Genomic DNA, 19,908 nt, shown 5'->3' on the forward strand with positions numbered 1-19,908 from the left:
GCGCTCAGGCGGGCGCGATCAGCGTCCGCTTGAGAATCTTCCCGGTCGTATTGCGCGGCAACGCCTCCAGGAAGGTGACGTCGCGCGGCACCGAGAAACGGCTCACCCGGTGCCGGATGTAATTGCGCACCATCTCCGAGTCCAGCCCGGAGCCCGGGCGCGGCACCACGAAAGCCGCCAGGCGCTGGCCGAATTCGTGATCCGGCACGCCCACCACCGCCACCTCGCTCACCTGCGGCAGATGCGACAGCGCTTCCTCCACCGCGCGCGGGAAGACGTTCTCGCCGCCGGAGATGATCATCTCGTCGTCGCGGCCGGCCACGAACAGCTTGCCGGAGGCGTCGAGATAGCCGATATCGCCGGTGTCGAGCATGCCGTCGGCCTCGTCGGGCGGGGTGGCGTCGGTGTAGCCGTCGAAGAGCATGTGATTGCCGACGAAGATGCGGCCCGTCGCACCCACCGGCACCGGCCGCCGATCCGGGCCCAGCACCGCCAGTTTCGTGCCCAGCGGCGGACGGCCCGCGGTGGTGGGGGACACCCGCAGGTCCGCGGAGTCGGCGATGGACGCCCACGACACCTCGGTGGAGCCGTACACGTTGTAGAGGATGTCGCCGAAGGTGTCGAGGAAACGCAGCACCGTCGCACCGTCCAGCGGCGCACCGCAACTGGCCACGATGCGCAGGCTCGACAGGTCGTAGCGGGCGCGCACCGCCGCGGGCAGATCCAGGATCCGATTCACCATGATCGGCACCACCACCAGGGCCGTCACCTTGTGCTCGGCCACCCGGCGCAGCGTGTCCTCGGCATCGAAATGATCGCTCAGCAGCACCGTCGCCCGTACGGCCGTCGACATCTGCAGCGCCCCGAGGCCCCAGGTGTGGAACAGCGGGGCCGGGATGAACATGGTCTCGTTGGTGCCGAACGGGATTCGCGACAGCAGCGCGGCCACCGTCCCGAATCCCTTGGGGTGCGGCCGCCGCGCGCCCTTGGGCGTCCCGCTGGTGCCGGAGGTGAGCACCACCAGCCGGCCCGGGCGCGGCGCCTTGCGCGGCGGATCCTGACGCATGGCGATCAGGTCCTCGATGCTGGTGCGGCCCGCGTCCGGCGGGGCGTCGTCGGTGGTGAATCGTGGGACGTCGGCGGGCACGTGGCGCACCAGATCCTCGAACTCGCTGTCGGAGAACAGCGCCGAGAGCCGGTGCCGCTGCACGATCTCCTCGATCTGCCGCGCGGGCAGCCCGGTATTGAGCAGCACCGCGTCCGCGCCCGACTTGCCCGCCGCGACCATGCACTCGACCATGCCGGTGTGGTTGCGGCACAGCAGCCCGATCGACGTGCCCGGGCCGAAGCCGAGCGAGGTGAACGCACCCGCGAGTGCGCTACTGCGCGCGTGCAATTGGTCGAAGGTGCTCGAGTACCGGTCGTCGATCACCGCCGCCCGGCGCGGGGAGTGCGCGGCCGCCGCCGCGTAGCCGCCGCCCAGGCTGAACCCCCACTTGGCCAGGCCACCGATCTGCCGCAGGCCCACATCGGGGCGATAGGTGCGCACCACGCCGGAGCTCACCATCTGCCGGACCACCCCGGCCTGCAACTTCATTCGGGAATCCTCGGCATTGACGACGCGGGCCGTCGGCGCGCCCTGGATCAGCTCGGCCACCCGTTTCAGCCCGGCCTGCGTCCAGGCCGCCACCGCCGCGTTCGGGAGCTGGGTGAGCAGCGGATGCACGGGCGCGGCCTTGAAATAGGTGACGTAGATCCGGGTGTGCCCGGCGTCGCCGCGCAGCCGGATCGTGGCGAAGCTGCCGTGTTCGGAGTAGTGCAGTTCGAAACCCTCGCCCGCGCGGGTGATGTGCATATGGATACGCACCACCCGGATCTCGGTGCCCGCGCCGCCTACTCGCAAATTCCACGCGGGGTGCGCATCGACGGTGTCGGCGGGCTCGCAGGCGCCGATTCCGGGAAATAGCCGGGGGTAGGTCTGCGGGTCGATCAGGACGTCCCAGAGCGATTGGCGGTCGATCGCGAACTCCGCGACCGCGTCGATGACATCGGTAACCACTGGCGTACAACTTCTGCCTGGCCGGTTCCCCTGATCAACCCCGGCGGATTACGTATTTGTAACGTCCCAGACAATGGCGGTCAAGGATCTCTAATTACCGGCCGGTAATCAGTTTATTTGCGGATCAATTGCGCTGGTCGTGAGTGGAAACCAACGCTCTGGCAGGTGGGATTGCCCACAGTTCGCCGGGGTGGTGGGCGAACCGACCCGTCCGACCAACTAGCGTGACCAGCAGCCTCTGTCCTCCTGGTCGACTGGAGATCCCCACCTATGAGCACCGACGTCCTCACGCGCACCAAGGGGCGCGTCGACCGGTACTTCGGCATCAGCGAACACGGTTCCACCCTCGAGCGCGAGCTGATGGCCGGCACCGTCACCTTCCTGGCCATGTCCTACGTGCTCGCGGTCAACCCGCGCATCCTCGGCGACGGCCCCGGCGGCGATCTCCACGACAAGGGCATGCCGGTCCAGGCCGTGTTCACCGCGACCGCGGTCGCCGCCATCTTCGGCACCCTGGTCATGGGTCTGTGGGCCAAGTACCCGGTCGCGCTCGCGCCGGGCATGGGCCTCAACGCCTTCTTCGCCTACACCGTCGTGCTGCACATGGGTATTCCGTGGCAGGAGGCGCTGTCGGGCACCTTCCTGTCCGGCGTCATCTTCTTCATCCTCGCGGTGACCAAGGTGCGCGAGAAGATCATCGAAGCCATCCCCATGCAGATGAAACTCGCGGTCGGCGCGGGCATCGGTATGTTCGTGGCCTTCCTCGGGCTCAAGAGCGCCGGGATCGTCACCTCCGATCCGAACACCTTCGTGCACCTGGGCAACTTCCACCACGGCACCACGCTGCTCGCGCTGTTCGGCCTGGTGGCGACGGTCGTCTTCCTGGTGCTCGGCTGGCACGGCGCGGTGCTGTACGGCATCCTCGCCACCACCGTGGTCGGCATGGTGACGGGCCTGGTGAAGCTGCCGGACTCGGTGGCGGCGCTGCCCCACGGACTGGATCAGACCTTCGGCCAGGCCATCATCCACCTGCCGGGCGCGTTCACCGGGCAGATGGTGGTGGTCGTGCTGACCATGCTGTTCGTCGACTTCTTCGACGCCTCCGGTACCCTGATCGGCGTCGCCAACCAGGCCGGGCTGCTGGGCAAGGACGGCAAGCTGGAACGCGCCGGGCAGGCGCTGGCCGCCGACTCGGTCGGCACCGCCGCGGGCGCGGTGATCGGCACCTCGAGCACCACCGCCTACGTGGAATCCACCGCGGGCGTCTCGGCGGGCGGCCGCACCGGCCTGACCGCGGTCGCCACCGCGGGCTGGTTCCTGATCGCGCTGTTCTTCTTCCCGATCTTCGCGGTGTTCGCCGACGTCTCGGCGGTGACCGCGCCCGCGCTCATCGTGGTCGGCGTGCTGATGGCCCGGGCGCTGGGTGAGATCGAGTGGAACAAGCTCGAATTCGCGGTGCCCGCCTTCATCACCGTGATCATCATGCCGCTGACCTACTCCATCGCCAACGGCATCGCCATGGGGCTGCTGTTCTATCCGATCGTCATGATCGCGAAACGGCGTGCGCGCGAGGTGCATCCGATCATGTGGGTGCTGATGGCGGTGTTCCTCTACTACTTCTGGTTCCTGGCCGAGTAGGGCAGGCGAGCTCTCGAGCGAGCCGGATTTCGGGCGCGAGGCGGAATAGCCTCGCGCCCGCTCTCGTTGGGGACCTGCTGTAGGCTCCAAAACGGACCACGGTCCGGATGGACGACCGGAGTAACGTAGAGAACCGAAAGACGAGGACCCGCCATGACCGCAACCGTGAACGCCACCACCTCCAAGGCTCCGACCGGTATCGACATCGGCCTCGCCATCGTGCGGGTCAGTGTCGGCGGCCTGCTGGCCGTGCACGGCAGTCAGAAGCTGTTCGGCTGGTTCAACGGCTACGGCCTGGACGCCACCGCGGGCTCGTTCGCGAAAATGGGCTACGACCCGGGCAAGTTCTTCGCCACCCTGGCCGGGCTGAGCGAGCTGGTCGGCGGTCTGCTGCTGGCGCTGGGCCTGCTGACGCCCCTGGCCGCGGCCATCGTGCTGGGCACCATGATCAATGCGCTGAACGTCACCTGGAGCGGCGGCTTCGCGAGGTGGGAGCTGCCCGCGGTCTACGCCCTCGTGGCGGTCGCCTTCGCGTTCGCGGGCCCGGGCCGGATCTCGCTCGACGCGGGCCGTCCGTGGCAGCGTCAGGGTCTGGCCTGGGGGGCCGGCGCGATCGCGCTCGGCGTGGCGGCCGCGCTCATCACCCTTGCGGTGAAGTAGCGAAACCCGATCGGAAAAGTTTCGGGTCCCCGCGCCGCGTGCAGGGCTTGGCGCGGGGACTACGGACACATCCGATGTGGGAATTGGGGGTTCACCGGAGTATCGAAATCCAATTTACTTCTACCCGGAAGTAGGAGCTATTCCTGTGAGGGTTCTCACAGCTCATTTCAATTGTGCGACACTATTTGTCAGTCGTTCGAGAGCTTTTGTCACAACTTGGGGATCGGATGTTTCCCAATAAGGTGGTAAAGATGCTCGAAGATAACCGCCATAGCGTGCCGTCGCGAGTCGCGAATCGAGAATTGCGATAACGCCGCGATCGTCCACACTGCGCAGCAGGCGGCCCGTGCCCTGCGCCAGCAGCAGCGCCGCGTGATTGGCCGCGATCGACAGAAAGCCATTGCCACCTCGGGATTCGACCGCCCGCTGGCGGGCCACCAGCAGCGGGTCGTCCGGGCGCGGGAACGGAATGCGGTCCAGGATCACCAGGCTCAGCGACGGCCCCGGGACATCCACGCCCTGCCATAGCGAAAGTGTTCCGAACAGTGAGGTTTCCGGGTCGTCGGCGAATTTCCGGACAAGTGCGCCGGTCGCGTCGTCACCTTGGCACAACACGGGCGTATCGAGCCGTTCACGCAGAATCTCGGTGGCCGCCTTGGCCGCTCGCATCGACGAGAAAAGCCCGAGCGTGCGCCCGCCCGCCGCGCGAATGAGACGTTCGATCTCGTCCAGGTAGGACTGCGGCAGCCCGTCCCGGCCCGGCGCGGGCAGATGCTTTGCCACATACAGGATTCCGGACTTGGCATGATCGAACGGCGAACCCACGTCCACCGAATTCCAGCGCAGCGCTTTCTCGTCCGAGGGGGCTTCGGCGCCGTTGGCCAGCGCGGGATCCACCACCGCCGACGACTGCGGCGGCAGGCCCCAGGTCACCGCCAGATTGTCGAAGGAACCACCGATCTGCAGGGTCGCCGATGCCAGCACCACGGTGGCGGTGCCGAACAGGCGGCTGCGCAGCAGACCGCCCACCGACAGCGGGGCCATCTGCAGGGTCCGGCGCGGCACCCCGCGGATCTCCTCCGAGGACAGCCAGACCACGTCGCGGTGCGCGGCCGGATCGGCCTCCTCGAAGGTGGTCAGCACCCGGACCGCGGCGTCGTGCACCTCCTCCACCGCCGCCAGCGCCTGATTGCGGGCCGCCGCCGACTCCGGATCGGCGGCCTGGCCGCCCTGCGGGGCCAGCGCGGTGCGGGCGTTCCAGGCCGCGTCGCGGATCAGCGCCAGCACCGGGGCCGCGCCGTCGGGCATCCGGTCCCAGCGGCCGGGCTGCAGGTCGTCGAGCAGGCCGTGCCAGGCCTCGGCCGCGCCCTCGAGCCGGTCCACTTCCTGTTCGTCGATGAGCTTGGAGCAGCGTTTGGCGGCGGCGCTGATGCCGCCGGTGGACAGTTCGGCGGTGGCCACGCCGGTCACCCGGTCCACCAGTTCGTGCGCCTCGTCCACGACCACCACGTCGTGTTCGGGCAGCACCTGGATGCCGCTGATGGCGTCGATGGCCAGCAGCGCGTGATTGGTCACCACCACATCGGCCTGGGCGGATTCGGCGCGCGCCTTCTCCGCGAAGCAGTCCTGGCCGAACGCGCAGCGGGACTTGCCCACGCATTCGCGGGAGCTGACGCTCACCTGCCGCCACGCGCGATCGGTGACGCCGGGGGTGAGTTCGTCGCGGTCGCCGTTCTCGGTGTCGGAGACCCATTCGTTGAGGCGCTGGACCTCGCGGCCCAGCTTCGAGATGGCGAATGCGTCGAACAGTTCCTGTTCCGGCTCGTCCGGAATCGCGCTGTTGATCTTGTTCAGGCACAGATAGTTGTTGCGTCCCTTGAGAATCGCGAACTGCGGCACCCGGCCCAGATCCGACGCCAGCGCGTCGGCCAGGCGCGGGAGGTCGCGATCCACCAGCTGACGCTGCAATGCGATGGTTGCCGTCGACACCACGACGGTCCGTCCCGTCCGCACCGCGTGGCGCAGACTCGGCACCAGATAGGCGAGGGACTTACCGGTACCCGTGCCGGCCTGGACGGCGAGGTGTTCACCGGTGTCGATGGCGTGCGCGACCGCCGCGGCCATCGTCTGCTGCCCCTTGCGTTCCTTACCTCCCAACGCCTGTACAGCGGTGGCCAGGAGCTTGGGAACGGCAGGCAGTTCGGGCACGCGACGACATTACTGCGCCGCCCTGACAACCCTCGCGCAAACCTCGGCGGGCCGTCCGGCAGGACCGATTTCCGCCGACAGCCGGGCGGGTCACTCCAGCGTTCCGGCCAGTTCCACGCCGGATTCGCGCAGCGTCTTCAGCGCGGTGGCCAGGGTGCCGGGGGAGACGGCGGCGGTGAGGCCGAGCAGGACGCGGGTCTCGAAGCCAGCCGCGCGGGCGTCCAGGGCGGTGGCCCGTACGCAGTGGTCGGTGGCGATGCCGCAGACGTCGACGGCATCGATGCCGCGGTCCCGCAGCCAGGCGTCCAGGGCGGTGTCGCCGTCGGTGGCCGTGCCCTCGAAGCCGGAGTAGGCGGCGGTGTAGGCGCCCTTGGAGAAGATCTCCTGGATCGCGGTGGTGTCGAGGGCGGGGTGGAAGTCCGCGCCGGGGGTGCCGACGCGGCAGTGCGGCGGCCAGGTGTCGACGTAGTCGGGTTGCGCGGAGAAGTGCGCGCCCGGGTCGATGTGGAAGTCGCGGGTGGCGACGATCGCGGTGTAATCGGAGACGCCCAGGTATTCGGTGATGCGTTCGGCCACGGCCGCGCCGCCCGTGACGGCCAGCGAGCCGCCCTCGCAGAAGTCGTTCTGGACGTCGACGACGATCAGGGCTCGGCTCATGGACTGCCTCCCGGGGCCTGGGCGAACCACAGCGGTTCGGGTCTCGTAGTGCATTGTGCCGCTCGGTCGTCAGCCCTGGAAGGTCGTCGGGATCGCCGGTTCGCCCGCCGACAGCTTCAGGCCCTCCCACGGAAGACTGATCAGGCCCTTCGCGACCAGTTCGCGGCTCTGGGCCAGGGTCGGCAGGCCGGGGAGCACATCGCCGTCGCGGACCAGGGGGACCTGGAGGTCGCGGACCTCGAAGCGGCCGGACTCGGGGCGGTCCGAGACGGCCGGGTAGACGATCTCCTCGACCACGGTGCCGGTGTCGCGGGACAGGCGCACGGCGCGCTTGGTGCCGCCGCGAGACTCCTTGTGGGAGCTGCGTTTCGCGACCGGGACGCCCTCCACCTCGACCAGCTTGTAGACCATGCCCGCGGTGGGCGCGCCGGAGCCGGTGACCAGTGAGGTGCCGACGCCGTAGACGTCGACCGGTTCGGCGCGCAGCGCGGCGATGGCGTATTCGTCCAGGTCGCCGGACACCACGATGCGGGTGCGGAGGGCGCCCAGGGCGTCCAGCTGCTCGCGCACCTGCCTCGCCAGCACCCCCAGATCGCCGGAATCGATACGCACCCCGCCCAATTCGGTTCCCGCCACCTCGATGGCGGTGGCCACGCCGCGGGTGATGTCGAAGGTGTCCACCAGCAGCGTGGTGCCCACGCCCAGGGCCTCGACCTGGCTGCGGAAGGCCGCCGCCTCGTGCGCGCCGTCGCGGCCGCTGTGCAGCAGGGTGAAGGCGTGCGCGCTGGTCCCGGCGCTGGGCACCCCGAAGCTGCGGGCCGCCTCCAGGTTGGAGGTGGCGTCGAAGCCGGCCAGGTAGGCGGCGCGGGCACTGGCGGGGGCGGCGAGTTCGTGGGTTCGGCGCGAACCCATTTCGATCATGCGGCGGCCCCCGGCCGCGCTGACCATGCGGGCGGCCGCGGCGGCGATGGCGCTGTCGTGGTTGTAAATGGACAGGATCAGGGTTTCCAGCAGTACGCATTCGGCGAAGGTGCCGCGCACGGTGACGATCGGGGAGCCCGGGAAGAACAGCTCGCCCTCGCGATAACCGTCGATCTGCCCGCCGAAGCGGTAGTCGCGCAACCACTCCAGGGTGCGCTCGTCGAGGAACTGGGCGGCGACCGCGAGTTCGGGCTCCCCGAAACGGAATTCGCCCAGGGCGGCCAGCAGACGCCCGGTCCCGGCGACCACACCGTAACGACGACCATTCGGCAATCTCCGAGCGAACACTTCGAAAGTGCACTGCCGCTGCGCCGAACCATCCGCCAGCGCCGCCGCCAGCATGGTGAGCTCGTACTGGTCGGTCAGCAATGCGGTACTGGTCAGTCCGTCAGCCATGATCACGTGGCCAACTCTAGGACGCGGATCGATGGCAGCGACTATCGACAGACCCGCGGTTCGCGGCCCGCCTCGTTCTGGACTGTGGCTTGATCGGCCCCCGCCTGGGAGCGGGGGAGCGAAGCGGAGGGCATATGGGCACCGCTGTTGTTTCATTGGGGTCGAGTCGTACCCTGGTTGATATGGGTCTGTGTAAAGAAGACGTTGTCGAGATGACCGCCGGTTCGGTGGGCGTCGGCGCGACACTGTCGTCGGCACAGGCGACACCGGAGGCCATTGAACACTCCGAGATTCTGGAAGCAGAGGATCGGCCCTGGGTCACCGTCGTATGGGACGATCCGGTCAATCTCATGCACTACGTGACCTATATTTTCCAGAAGCTCTTCGGCTACAGCAAAGGTAAGGCAACCGAGCTGATGCTGAAGGTCCACAACGATGGCAAGGCCGTGGTGTCCGCCGGTTCGCGCGACAAGATGGAGCACGACGTCCAACGGCTCCACGCCGCCGGGCTGTGGGCCACCATGCAACGTGACGAGTGAACAAGGCGACTACGGTGAACCCGTGCGGAAGTGGAGCAGAAAGAACTCCCTGGGCGGGCTGAAGCTGCGTTCGGAAATGGACGCCCACGAGGCGGACGTCCTGCGTTCCCTGGTCGGAGCGGTCACCGGACTGCTGATCGACCGGGCCGAATCGGCCCCCGAGGACGATCTCGCGGCGCTGACCGGGCTACAGCTCGGCAACTCGATGCCGCCCACCGACCCGCGGCTGGCCCGGCTGCTGCCGGACTTCCACCGCCCCGAACCCGGTTCCCCCGACGCCGAGCGCGCCGACCTGAACAGCGCGCTGCGCAGCCTGCACGAGCCGGAGATCATCGAATCCAAGGTGGCCGCGGGCCGGGTCGTGCTGGACACGCTGCCCCCGCAGGGCGGCCGCGTCGTCATCAACCCCGAACAGGCCGACGCCTGGCTCACCGCCCTCAATGACGTCCGCCTGGCCCTGGGCACGGCCCTCGACATCGACGCCGACACGCCCGAGCATTTCCCGGATGACGACCCGCGCGGCCCGAGCCTCGAGGTCTACCACTGGCTCACCTGGATGCAGGACTCGCTGATCCAGGCGCTCGCGCCGTAGCCAGGTCCCCGACCTGCCCGGAGCCAAGCGTAGGGCCAATCAGACACGAGGAGCGCCGTGAACGGTACTGCGGGACCACGTAATTCGATCACCGACGTCGGCGGGGTGCTGGTCGGGCATCACAGCCTCCTGGATCCGAACGCCACTCTCGGCGAGGGTGCTGCCACCGGCTGCACCGTGGTGCGCGTGCCGGGCGGCGCGGTCGCGGCGGTGGATGTGCGTGGCGGCGGCCCCGGCACCCGCGAGACCGACCTGCTGGATCCGGGAAACACTGTGCGGCAGGCGAATGCGATCCTGCTCACCGGCGGCAGCGCCTACGGCCTGGCCGCGGCCGACGGCGTCATGCGCTGGCTGGAGGAGCATCGGGAGGGCATTCCGATGGATCCCGCCGACCCCGCGCGGGTGGTGCCGATCGTGCCCGGCGCGGTCATCTTCGATCTGCCGGTGGGCGCGTGGAACATCCGGCCCGACGCGGACGCCGGATTCCTGGCCGCCGACGCCGCGGGAGAACAGTTCGCGCGCGGTTCGGCCGGGGCGGGCGTGGGCGCGCGGGCCGGGTCGATCAAGGGCGGAATCGGCACGGCCAGTGTGCGTTTCGCGGAAGGCCCGGCCGCCGGCATCACGGTGGGTGCGGTGATCGTGGCGAATCCGGTCGGCTCGGTGTTCGATCCGCGCACCGGATTCCCGTGGGGTGCCGGCACCGACGGTCCCGAGTTCTTCGGGCTGCGCGCGCCCACCGCCGCGCAGCTGACCGCCGCCAACGCGCTGGCGGTGAAGGGCACCGTGCTCAACACCACGATCGGCGTGGTCGCGACCGACGCGGCGCTGGATCCGGCGGCCTGCCGCCGTCTGGCCGCCACCGCGCACGACGGCCTGGCCCGGGCCATCCGGCCCGCGCATTCCCCGCTGGACGGCGACACGCTGTTCGCGCTGGCCACCGGGACCGCCGAGCAGCAGCCGAATTTCCCACTGCCCCCGGCTTTTCCCGCGGATCTGCTGATCCTGGACCAGCTGTGCACGGCGGCCGCGGTGTGCGTGGAGCGGGCGATCGTGGACGCGATCCTGTCCGCGACGGCGGTGGCGGGCATCCCGACCTACCGCGACCTGTTCGACGAGTGACGCGACCGGGCGCCCCCGGGCGCGAGGGTGACCGGCCGCCTCGGGAATACCCGCATATTCTCACCTGTTGACGGGAGCGTTTCGGCCGTTCGGCCGGGTGCTTCGGGCGCGAACGGAAGGATGCGACGGTGCTGGTGATCAGGGCGGACCTGGTGGAGGCGATGGTCGCGCACGCGCGCGCCGACCACCCCGACGAGGCCTGTGGCATCCTGGCCGGTCCCGAGGGCTCCGATCGCCCCGAGCGGTTCGTGCCGATGATCAATGCCGCCCGCTCGCCCACCTTCTACGAGTTCGATTCCGACGAGCACCTGCGCCTGTGGCGGGAGCTGGACGCGGCCGACGAGGAGCCGGTGGTGATCTACCACTCGCACACCGCGACCGAGGCGTACCCGAGCCGCACCGACGTGTCCTTCGCCTCCGAACCCCATGCCCACTACGTGCTGGTCTCCACCCGGGATCCGCACGAGCACGAGCTGCGCAGCTACCGGATCCTCGACGGTGTCGTCACCGAGGAACCGGTCGAGATCGTCGCCGCCTACCCCGCCTAGCGTCCACCCAGAAACAGAGGAGTCCCCCCGATGCCGGTCACCGTGTCCATCCCGACCATCATGCGCCCGATCACCAAGGGCGAGAAGCGAGTTCAGGCGCAGGGCGCGACCCTGGCCGCCGTCATCGCGGACCTGGAGGCCAACTATCCGGGCCTGGCGGCGAAGCTGCTCGAGGACGGCAAGCTCAAGCGCTACGTCAATATCTACGTCGACGACGAGGACGTGCGTTTCACCGGCGGCCTGGACGCCGAGGTGCCCGAGGGCGGCTCGATCACCATCCTGCCCGCGGTCGCCGGCGGGGCCCGCTGACCGTGGCCCGCTACGAGTCGCTGATCGCGACCCTCGGCAACACACCGCTGGTGGGTCTGAAGAACCTGTCCCCGCGCTGGGACGGTGACGAGCATGTGCGCCTGTGGGCCAAGCTCGAGGACCGCAATCCGACCGGTTCCATCAAGGACCGTCCGGCGCTGCGCATGATCGAGGCGGCCGAGGCCGAGGGGCGGCTCACGCCCGGCTGCACGATCCTGGAGCCGACCAGCGGCAATACCGGCATCTCGCTGGCCATGGCGGCCAAGCTCAAGGGGTACCGGCTGGTGTGCGTGATGCCCGAGAACACCTCGGTGGAGCGGCGTCAGCTGCTCACCATGTTCGGCGCGGAGATCATCGACTCCCCGGCCGCGGGCGGCTCCAATCAGGCCGTGGCGCTGGCCAAGCAGATCGCGGCCGAGAATCCGGACTGGGTGATGCTCTACCAGTACGGCAATCCGGCCAACTCGCTCGCGCACTACGAGACCACCGGCCCGGAGATCCTGGCCGACCTGTCCGAGATCACGCATTTCGTGGCCGGTCTCGGCACCACCGGCACGCTCATGGGCGCCGGGCGCTTCCTGCGCGAGAAGGTGCCGGGCATCGACATCGTCGCCGCCGAGCCTCGCTACGGCGAACTGGTCTACGGCCTGCGCAATCTCGACGAGGGCTTCGTCCCGGAGCTCTACGACGAGTCGGTGCTGACCTCCCGCTTCTCGGTCGGCCCCTACGACGCGGTCCGCCGCACCCGCGAATTGGTGCTGGAAGAGGGCATTTTCGCGGGCATCTCGACGGGTGCGATCCTGCACGCCGCGCTCGGGGTCGCCAAGAAGGCCGAGAAGGCCGGGCGGCGTGCCGATATCGCGTTCGTGGTCGCCGACGGCGGCTGGAAGTACCTGTCCACCGGCGCCTACGACGGCACGCTGGAGGAGGCGGAGGAGAGGCTCGACGGCCAGCTCTGGGCCTGATCCGGCGGTACGCTCGGGGCAGGGCTAGGAGGTCTTGCCATGAGCGGTGGCGGCGGCATGGGCGCGTCGTTCGATCCGGAGCGGATCGCGCGGCTGCGCAGGGAATTGGCCGAACCGGCGGCGGGGCGCACGCCCGTCCCGGCCGGCGACACCGGTTCGTCGGGTCCGGGCGCCCTGAAATCGCTGTGGCAGCGCGCCATTGCGCTGACGTTGGGCTTCACCGCGTTGCTGTACGGCGTGGAAGCGGTCGACAGCCTGTCCGGCGGCCGCCTCGATCAGAACGGGGTGCGGCCGCGTTCCGGCGAGGGTTTGACCGGCATCCTGTTCGCGCCTGTCCTGCATGCCAATTGGGGGCACCTGCTGGCGAACACGCTGCCGGTGCTGGTGCTCGGCCTGCTCACGTTGCTGACCGGGATCGGGCGCGGGCTGGCGGCGACCGCCGTCATCTGGGTGATCGCCGGTGCGGGGGTGTGGCTGACGGCCATGCCGCACACCGTGTCGGTGGGGGCGTCGGGACTGGTGTTCGGCTGGCTCACCTATCTGATCTGCTGGGGCTGGTTCTCGCGGAATGTGGTGCAGATCGCGGTCGGATTCGGGGTGCTGGCCGTCTACGGGTCGATCCTGTGGGGCGTGCTGCCGAGCAACCCGGAAATCTCTTGGCAAGGACATCTTTTCGGGGCGGTGGGTGGAGTGGTTGCCGGATGGGTACTCTCTGCTCATGAACGTCGTCATCGTCGCGGGGCTGACGCCGGCCGTGCCGCGTCGTAGGGGTGACGCTGGTCGCGGTCGGCGATTTGGGGGATCCCTCCGTTGAGTGAGAATGCAGCGTGGCAGCATGGGGGAATGCGCCTCACCGTCCTCGGGTGCTCGGGCAGCGTGTCCGGCCCGGATTCCCCGGCGTCGGGTTACCTGCTGACCGGCCCGGATATGACACCGACCGTCATCGATTTCGGACCCGGCGTGCTCGGCGCGCTGCAGCGTCACCTGGATCCGGGCGAGGTCGACATCTTCCTCACCCACCTGCACGCCGATCACTGCCTGGATTTGCCGGGCCTGCTGGTGTGGCGTCGCTACCACCCGAATCCGCCGACCGGTAAGGCCGTCGTCTACGGCCCGGCCGACACCTCGCTGCGGATCGGCAACGCCTCCGCGGAGATCGGCGGCGAGACCGACGACTGGTCCGACGTCATCGACATGCGGCCCTGGCAGGCGAGTGTCCCGATCCCGTTCGGCACCGGTCACACCGTCGAGGCGCGGCGCATGTTCCACCCGCCGGAGTCCTACGGCCTGCGCATCACCACCGCGGCCGGCCGCACCCTGGTCTACACCGGCGACACCGCGCTGTGCGACGAGGTCTTCGAGTTGGCCAGCGGCGCAGACGTTCTGCTGTCGGAGGCGTCGTGGACCCACGACCCGGCCAACCGCCCGCCGGGCATCCACCTCTCCGGCCACGAGGCGGGCCTGATCGCGGCCCGCGCGGGCGTCGGCGAGCTGCTGCTCACCCACATCCCGCCGTGGACCTCCCGCGAGGACGTCATCGCCGAGGCGAAGGCCGTGTTCTCGGGCCCGGTCCATGCCGTCTCCCCGGGCGAAGTTTTCGACATCTGACGCGACCACTGATTTCCTGGCGGTCGGGGTAACTCCCCGGGTACGCCCAGAATCGGTTCGGTACACGACCGTCGGCGCGGTGCGAGACATGCAACGGCTCTTGGCTGCCCGCTACAGGTGCGGGGAGGCGGCGGAGCTACGCTGTGCGTCGTGTCGAAACGAGCCGATGGCAGGGCGGATGACCAACTCCGCGACGTAAAGATCACTCGGGGTTTCACTTCGCACCCGGCCGGGTCGGTGCTGGTGGAGTTCGGGCAGACGCGGGTGATGTGCACCGCCAGCGTGACCGACGGCGTCCCCCCGTGGCGGCGTGATTCCGGATTGGGCTGGCTGACGGCCGAATACGCCATGCTGCCCGCCGCCACCCACACCCGCTCGGGCCGAGAGTCGGTGAAGGGCAAGGTCGGTGGCCGCACCCAGGAGATCTCCCGGCTGATCGGCCGTTCGCTGCGCGCCTGCATCGACCTGGCCGCCATCGGCGAGAACACCATCGCCCTGGACTGCGATGTGCTGCAGGCTGACGGCGGCACCCGCACCGCCGCCATCACCGGCGCGTACGTGGCGCTCTCCGACGCCATCACCTACCTGGGCGCGGCCGGCAAACTGGCCGACCCGCAACCGATCTCCTGCGCCATCGCCGCGGTGAGCGTCGGCGTCGTGGACGGCCGGGTGCGCCTGGACCTGCCCTACGAGGAGGACTCGCGCGCCGAGGTCGACATGAACGTGGTCGCGACCGATACCGGCACCCTGGTCGAGATCCAGGGCACCGGCGAGGGCGCCACCTTCCCGCGCTCCACCCTGGACAAGCTGCTCGATTCCGCGCTGGCGGGCTGCGAGCAGCTGTTCGTGGTGCAGAAGGAAGCCCTCGCGCTGCCGTACCCGGGCGTGCTGCCCGAGCCCGGGGAGTCCAAGAAGCGATGACCCGTGTCCTGGTCGCCAGCCGCAATGCCAAGAAGCTCACCGAGCTGCGCCGCATCCTGGACGAGGCCGGTATCGCGGGCATCGAGCTCGTCGGCCTGAACGACGTCGAGCCCTACGACGAGGCCCCCGAAACCGAACCCACCTTCGAGGGCAATGCCCTGCTCAAGGCCCGCGACGGTTTCGCCGCCACCGGAATGCCCTGTGTCGCGGACGATTCCGGTCTCGAGGTGGATGCCCTCAACGGCATGCCCGGGGTGCTCTCGGCCCGCTGGTCGGGCACCCACGGCAAGGACGAGGCCAACAACACCCTGCTGCTGGCCCAGCTCGGCGACGTCCCCGACGAGCGTCGCGGGGCCCGCTTCGTCTCGGCCTGCGCCCTGGTCGGCGCCGGTGTCGAGGAAGTCGTGCGGGGCGAATGGCCGGGCGTCATCGGCCGGAAGCCGGTGGGCGACGGCGGTTTCGGCTACGACCCGTTGTTCTTCCCGGACGGCGGCGAGCTCTCCTCCGCCCAGCTCACCCCGGCCGAGAAGGACGCCGCCTCGCACCGCGGCCGCGCCCTGCGACAGCTGCTGCCCGCACTGGCCGCCCTCGCCGGTCACTGAATCACGGCAGACGAGAACACAGCATCACGGCAGACGAGAAAGGGGTTCGAGGACCTGGTCCTCGAACCCCTTCGTACGTCGGTACGCCGGCTCTCAGAGGCCGAAGGCCGCTTTGACCTCGCGGGTCCGGTTGTGCTCGAACACGAAGGACAGGAACGGGATGGTGCCCGCCAGGCAGGTCAGGAAGGTGGTCATCGGCTGCCACCGCGCCTTGATGCCCAGGTCGATGGTGAAGACCAGGTACAGCATGTAGAACAGCCCGTGCACCTGGCCGATGTAGAACAGCCAGTGCGGGGCGGTGCTGCTGTCGTCGAGGAGCAGGTACTTGTAGACCATCTCGCCGCACAGCACCAGCAGCCAGATGCCGGTGATGTAGGCGAGCACGCGGTAGCGGGTCAGCGCGCCGCGGATCTTCTCGGGTGCGGCGGAACCGAGCGGGCGCGCCGGCGCGGTGGTCTCGGTGGCGACGGGGGACGGCGCGGAATTGTCGCTGGCGCTCAACCGGCGCTCCTCTCGGTGTGCTGCAGTCCGGCGTCACGGACCTGGTCGTCCATGTCGCGGGCGTGCAGGTCGGCCAGATACCTGTTGTATTCGGCGAGCTCTGGATCCTCGTCCCGGGCGGCCTGGGGGCGCTCCGGCAGCAGGCCCGCGGGAATCTCGCGCGGTGCGGCCGGTTTCGGGCGACGGGGGCGGGCGGTGGCTTCGGTGCCGGGCTCGGCGGGCGGGGTCTCGTCGTCCCCGGCTTCCTTCTCGAGCCGCACGAAGCGGACATAGGCCCAGATCACGAATCCGGCGAAGAGCGGCCACTGCAGCGCGTAGCCGAGATTCTGATAGGTGCCGCCGCCCGATTCGAACCGGGTCCACTGCCAGTAGCCCAGACCCAGGCACGCCGTGAACGCCACGACCACGAACACGATCAGGGCCGGGCGGCGTTGGGGAGCGGACACGCACTCCACGGTACCTGCCTACTACGGGTCCCGTAGTAGGCAGGTTGCCGATCAGAACTTGAATGTGACCCCGGTCAAACGCTCGGATTCCGCCCAGAGCCCGCGCAGCAGTTCCGGATCCCGGGAGATCTTGCTGGACGGCGAGGCCTCGACCGGGCCCTGGCTGCCGAAGAAGCGGGTCGGACCCCAGTAGGTGTTCGGGTCGGCGTCGGTCTCGGTCGCCGCGAACAGCGACGAGTAGGCCGCGTGGAACGGCGACTGGCCGATGATCCGGATGAACGGCTTCGAGATCTTGTCCAGGGGGGTTTCGGTCCGGGCGAACAGGTCGGTGGCCGAGACGCCGGGATGCACGGCGTAGGAGCGCTTGGCCGAGCCCGCCGCGGCGAGCCGGTTCTGCAGTTCCCGCGCGAACATCAGGTTGGACAGCTTGGCCTGCGCGTAGGCGAGGTTGCGCTGGTAGCGGCGGTGCTCGTAGTTGAGGTCGTCGATCCACAGCTTGGGGGTCTGCTTGTGGGCGATCGAGGCCAGCGTGACCACCCGGTCGCCGATCTTGTCCAGCAGCAGGCCGGTCAGCGCGAAGTGGCCGAGATGGTTGACGCCCCACTGGGTCTCGAAGCCGTCCTTCGTCCGCGAGAACGGGATGTTCATCAGGCCCGCGTTATTGATCAGGACGTCGAATTCGCCGGTGCTCTCGGCGAACTGCCGGACCGAGTCCAGGCTGGCCAGGTCCAGGCTCGCCACGCGCACGTCGCCGTCGATGCGGTCGGCGACCTCCTGGGCCTTGGCGGCATTGCGGCAGGCCATGATCACGGTCGCGCCCTTGCCCGCGAGTACCTTGGTGGTCTGCTCGCCGAGTCCGCCATTGGCTCCGGTGATGACGACCGTGCGCCCGGTCTGGTCGGGGATATCGCTGGGCTTCCATGCCATGGCTGTTGACCTCGCAGGTTCGGCGTTCGCAGTGCGGCTCCGCACTCGGATGACCCGACCTTACTGCAGAGTAAGTTCCAGCGGTAGGCCGACTCGCCCATTGTCTCCCGCAATGCCTGGTTTGCCGTGTCGTTGCCTCATCCTCGCTGGTGAGCGCCACATACTGGGCCGATGACCGGTGCCAGCGTCACCGCCGCCAAGCCCGTCCCACCGCCGCCGCTGAGCCGGGGCCGAAGGAACGTCGTCTTCGGAACCGTCGCGCTCGGCATGCTCATGGCCGCGCTGGACTCCACCATCGTCTCCACCGCGCTGCCCACCATCGTGGCGGATCTCGGCGGGGCCGGGCACATGGCCTGGGTGGTCACCTCCTACCTGGTGGCCGAGGCCATCGCCACCGCCCTCTCCGGCAAGTTCGGCGACCTGTTCGGTCGCAAACTGGTCTTCCAGATCAGCGGGGCCGTGTTCATCATCGGCTCGATGATCGCCGGGCTCGCGCACGGCATGACGCTGCTCATCGCGGCCCGCGCCATCCAGGGCCTGGGCGCGGGCGGGCTCATGGTCACCTCCATGGCGCTCATCGCCGACGTCATCCCGCTGCGCGAACGCGGCAAGTACCAGGGCGCGCTCGGCGCGGTCTTCGGGATCACCACCGTCCTCGGACCCACCCTGGGCGGACTGTTCACCGACCACCTGAGCTGGCGGTGGTGCTTCTACGTGAACGTCCCGCTCGCCGTCGTCATGATCGCGGCCGCGGCCCGCACCATCCCCATGACCCGGGCCGTGGTGAAACCGATCGTGGACTACCTGGGCATCGCGCTGGTCGCGGTCGGCGTCACCTGCCTGATCCTCGGATTGGAGTGGGGCGGACAGGAATACGCGTGGACCTCGCCCACCATCATCGGCCTGTTCGCGGCGGCCGCGGCGCTGCTGGCCACCTTCGTGGCCGCGGAGTTCCGGGCCCGCGAACCCATGCTGCCCATGCACCTGTTCCGCAGCAATGTATTCACCGTGTGCTCGATCCTGAGCTTCATCGTCGGCTTCGCGCTGCTCGGGGCCATGACCTATCTGCCCGCGTATCTGCAGTACGTGGAAGGTGTTTCGGCCACCGCGTCCGGGCTGCGCACCCTGCCGCTGGTGGTCGGGTTGTTCTTCACCTCCATCCTGTCCGGCAATATCGTCGGGAAGACGGGCCACTACAAGGCGTTTCCGATCATCGGGTGCGCGGTGATGGCGGTGGGCCTGTTCCTCATGTCGACCATGGGGCCGGGCACCAGCACCTGGTCGATGTCGCTGTACATGCTGATCCTGGGCCTGGGCGTCGGTCTGGCCATGCAGGTGCTGACCATCGCCGTGCAGAACAGCGTCCCGTACTCGGATCTGGGGACCGCCACCTCCGGGGTCACCTTCTTCCGGACCATCGGCAGCGCGTTCGGGACCACCGTGTTCGGCACGCTGTACTCGAATCAGCTGCGGCCGAATCTGGAAGCGGCGCTGATCGAATCGCGGGTGTCGCCGCAGGTCGCGCAGAGTCCGGCGCTGTTGCGGGAGCTGCCGCCGCAGCAGGCCGCGCCGATCATCCACGCCTACGCCGACTCCATCGACTTCGTCTTCCGCTGGGTGGTGCCGGTGGCGGTGCTCGGCTTCGTCGTGGCGTGGTTCCTGAAGCAGGTCACGCTGCGTGACAGCGCTCGCGCGGAGGCCACCGACGTGGGGGAGCAGTTCTCCATGCCGGACTCGGGCGACCGGCTGGTGCAGCTCGAGCGTTGTGTGGCGGGAGTGTTGCGCAGGCTGCGCGACACCACGGTGCCGGATCCGGGAATCCTTGCGGCGGCGGGCAGTTCGCTCGGCCGTGACGAGGCGTGGGCGTTGGGGCAGGTGCGGATGTACACCCGGTTGCGCGGCACCGCCACCCTCGCGGACATCGCCCGGACCCATTGGATTCCGGCGGAATTGATCGATCCGGTGTACGTCAAGGCGGAGCGGGAGGGGTTGTTGCGCCGCGACGGCGGCGAACTCGCCCTCACCGCCAAGGGGGACCAGGAGGTCGATCGGGTCCGGGGTGGGTGGAAGCGCTGGCTCGAAAGTCAGCTCACCGGTTGGGATTCCACCGATCCGGTGGATCGGGCGCTGCTGGATCAGGCGCTCGACAATATCGCCACCAAACTGCTGGACGAGGCCGACCGGCCCGACGTGATGCCGGTCGGCCACTGAGCCCTGTCAGGTGTCGGCCAC

Annotated in this window: 20 protein-coding genes; 13 read left to right on the top strand and 7 right to left on the bottom strand. The window is 69.0% G+C overall.

Annotated elements, in window-relative coordinates; genetic code table 11:
• Window positions 1-4: 4 nt before the first annotated feature.
• Window positions 5-2,059, bottom strand: coding sequence for an AMP-binding protein (locus ACQPYY_RS06025; protein ID WP_433593007.1), 2,055 nt, complete (start codon window positions 2,057-2,059; stop codon window positions 5-7).
• Window positions 2,060-2,329: 270 nt separating this feature from the next.
• Between ACQPYY_RS06025 and ACQPYY_RS06030 the strand changes: the two genes are divergently transcribed.
• Entirely contained in the window at window positions 2,330-3,697 is a 1,368-nt protein-coding gene (locus tag ACQPYY_RS06030; protein WP_379278532.1) for an NCS2 family permease, read from the top strand.
• 153 nt (window positions 3,698-3,850) lie between these two features.
• Window positions 3,851-4,357 (top strand): DoxX family protein, encoded by a 507-nt coding sequence (locus ACQPYY_RS06035; RefSeq protein WP_433593008.1) that lies wholly within the window; start codon window positions 3,851-3,853, stop codon window positions 4,355-4,357.
• Window positions 4,358-4,519: 162 nt separating this feature from the next.
• Here ACQPYY_RS06035 and ACQPYY_RS06040 read toward each other — a convergent pair whose 3' ends face one another.
• The 3 genes from ACQPYY_RS06040 to ACQPYY_RS06050 all read right to left on the bottom strand — a co-directional run bounded on the left by ACQPYY_RS06040 (window position 4,520) and on the right by ACQPYY_RS06050 (window position 8,599).
• Complete coding sequence (locus tag ACQPYY_RS06040) at window positions 4,520-6,565, bottom strand: ATP-dependent DNA helicase (RefSeq protein ID WP_357289306.1); 2,046 nt, start codon at window positions 6,563-6,565, stop codon at window positions 4,520-4,522.
• A gap of 90 nt (window positions 6,566-6,655) precedes the next feature.
• The gene (locus ACQPYY_RS06045) at window positions 6,656-7,222 is read right to left on the bottom strand and encodes a nicotinamidase (protein WP_433593009.1); all 567 of its coding nucleotides are present in this window, start codon (window positions 7,220-7,222) and stop codon (window positions 6,656-6,658) included.
• 69 nt (window positions 7,223-7,291) lie between these two features.
• Window positions 7,292-8,599 carry a nicotinate phosphoribosyltransferase gene (locus ACQPYY_RS06050; RefSeq protein WP_433594578.1) on the bottom strand — a complete coding sequence of 436 codons (1,308 nt, stop codon included), beginning with the start codon at window positions 8,597-8,599 and terminating at the stop codon, window positions 7,292-7,294.
• A gap of 182 nt (window positions 8,600-8,781) precedes the next feature.
• Here ACQPYY_RS06050 and clpS point away from each other — a divergent pair, with 182 nt between their 5' ends.
• The 10 genes from clpS to ACQPYY_RS06100 all read left to right on the top strand — a co-directional run bounded on the left by clpS (window position 8,782) and on the right by ACQPYY_RS06100 (window position 15,802).
• The gene (clpS, locus tag ACQPYY_RS06055; RefSeq protein ID WP_379102106.1) at window positions 8,782-9,138 is read left to right on the top strand and encodes an ATP-dependent Clp protease adapter ClpS; all 357 of its coding nucleotides are present in this window, start codon (window positions 8,782-8,784) and stop codon (window positions 9,136-9,138) included.
• Window positions 9,139-9,160: 22 nt separating this feature from the next.
• Window positions 9,161-9,730, top strand: coding sequence for a DUF2017 domain-containing protein (locus ACQPYY_RS06060; protein WP_433593010.1), 570 nt, complete (start codon window positions 9,161-9,163; stop codon window positions 9,728-9,730).
• Window positions 9,731-9,787: 57 nt separating this feature from the next.
• On the top strand, window positions 9,788-10,849 hold the full coding sequence (locus ACQPYY_RS06065; RefSeq protein WP_433593011.1) for a P1 family peptidase: 1,062 nt from the start codon (window positions 9,788-9,790) through the stop codon (window positions 10,847-10,849).
• Between the two features lie 128 nt (window positions 10,850-10,977).
• Window positions 10,978-11,397: a M67 family metallopeptidase gene (locus tag ACQPYY_RS06070; protein ID WP_357098659.1), complete on the top strand. Its 420-nt coding sequence runs from the start codon at window positions 10,978-10,980 to the stop codon at window positions 11,395-11,397.
• A 30-nt stretch (window positions 11,398-11,427) separates the two neighbouring features.
• Window positions 11,428-11,706 (top strand): MoaD/ThiS family protein, encoded by a 279-nt coding sequence (locus tag ACQPYY_RS06075; RefSeq protein WP_357289292.1) that lies wholly within the window; start codon window positions 11,428-11,430, stop codon window positions 11,704-11,706.
• Window positions 11,707-11,708: 2 nt separating this feature from the next.
• Window positions 11,709-12,671 (top strand): PLP-dependent cysteine synthase family protein, encoded by a 963-nt coding sequence (locus ACQPYY_RS06080; RefSeq protein ID WP_433593012.1) that lies wholly within the window; start codon window positions 11,709-11,711, stop codon window positions 12,669-12,671.
• Between the two features lie 39 nt (window positions 12,672-12,710).
• On the top strand, window positions 12,711-13,439 hold the full coding sequence (locus ACQPYY_RS06085; RefSeq protein ID WP_433593013.1) for a rhomboid family intramembrane serine protease: 729 nt from the start codon (window positions 12,711-12,713) through the stop codon (window positions 13,437-13,439).
• Window positions 13,440-13,514: 75 nt separating this feature from the next.
• Window positions 13,515-14,279, top strand: a complete 765-nt coding sequence (locus tag ACQPYY_RS06090) for a cyclic nucleotide-degrading phosphodiesterase (RefSeq protein ID WP_379100371.1) — start codon at window positions 13,515-13,517, stop codon at window positions 14,277-14,279.
• A gap of 150 nt (window positions 14,280-14,429) precedes the next feature.
• Window positions 14,430-15,200: a ribonuclease PH gene (rph, locus tag ACQPYY_RS06095; protein ID WP_379100373.1), complete on the top strand. Its 771-nt coding sequence runs from the start codon at window positions 14,430-14,432 to the stop codon at window positions 15,198-15,200.
• On the top strand, window positions 15,197-15,802 hold the full coding sequence (locus ACQPYY_RS06100; RefSeq protein ID WP_357289281.1) for a non-canonical purine NTP pyrophosphatase: 606 nt from the start codon (window positions 15,197-15,199) through the stop codon (window positions 15,800-15,802). Before rph ends, ACQPYY_RS06100 begins: the two co-directional genes overlap by 4 nt.
• Before the next feature lie 93 nt (window positions 15,803-15,895).
• Here ACQPYY_RS06100 and ACQPYY_RS06105 read toward each other — a convergent pair whose 3' ends face one another.
• From ACQPYY_RS06105 to ACQPYY_RS06115, 3 genes are read right to left on the bottom strand one after another with little or no spacing between them, the layout of a single operon-like run.
• A complete protein-coding gene (locus ACQPYY_RS06105) occupies window positions 15,896-16,303 on the bottom strand; it encodes a DUF3817 domain-containing protein (RefSeq protein ID WP_379100376.1) in 408 nt (135 codons plus the stop codon).
• Window positions 16,300-16,758 (bottom strand): transcriptional regulator, encoded by a 459-nt coding sequence (locus ACQPYY_RS06110; RefSeq protein ID WP_379100378.1) that lies wholly within the window; start codon window positions 16,756-16,758, stop codon window positions 16,300-16,302. The genes ACQPYY_RS06105 and ACQPYY_RS06110 overlap by 4 nt, the downstream gene beginning before the upstream one ends.
• Window positions 16,759-16,800: 42 nt before the next feature.
• Complete coding sequence (locus ACQPYY_RS06115; protein ID WP_433593014.1) at window positions 16,801-17,676, bottom strand: oxidoreductase; 876 nt, start codon at window positions 17,674-17,676, stop codon at window positions 16,801-16,803.
• Window positions 17,677-17,847: 171 nt separating this feature from the next.
• Between ACQPYY_RS06115 and ACQPYY_RS06120 the strand changes: the two genes are divergently transcribed.
• Window positions 17,848-19,887 carry an MDR family MFS transporter gene (locus ACQPYY_RS06120; protein WP_433593015.1) on the top strand — a complete coding sequence of 680 codons (2,040 nt, stop codon included), beginning with the start codon at window positions 17,848-17,850 and terminating at the stop codon, window positions 19,885-19,887.
• The last annotated feature ends 21 nt before the right edge of the window (window positions 19,888-19,908 follow it).

It is taken from the genome of Nocardia sp. CA-145437 (genome assembly GCF_050956485.1).
Classification (GTDB): domain Bacteria; phylum Actinomycetota; class Actinomycetes; order Mycobacteriales; family Mycobacteriaceae; genus Nocardia.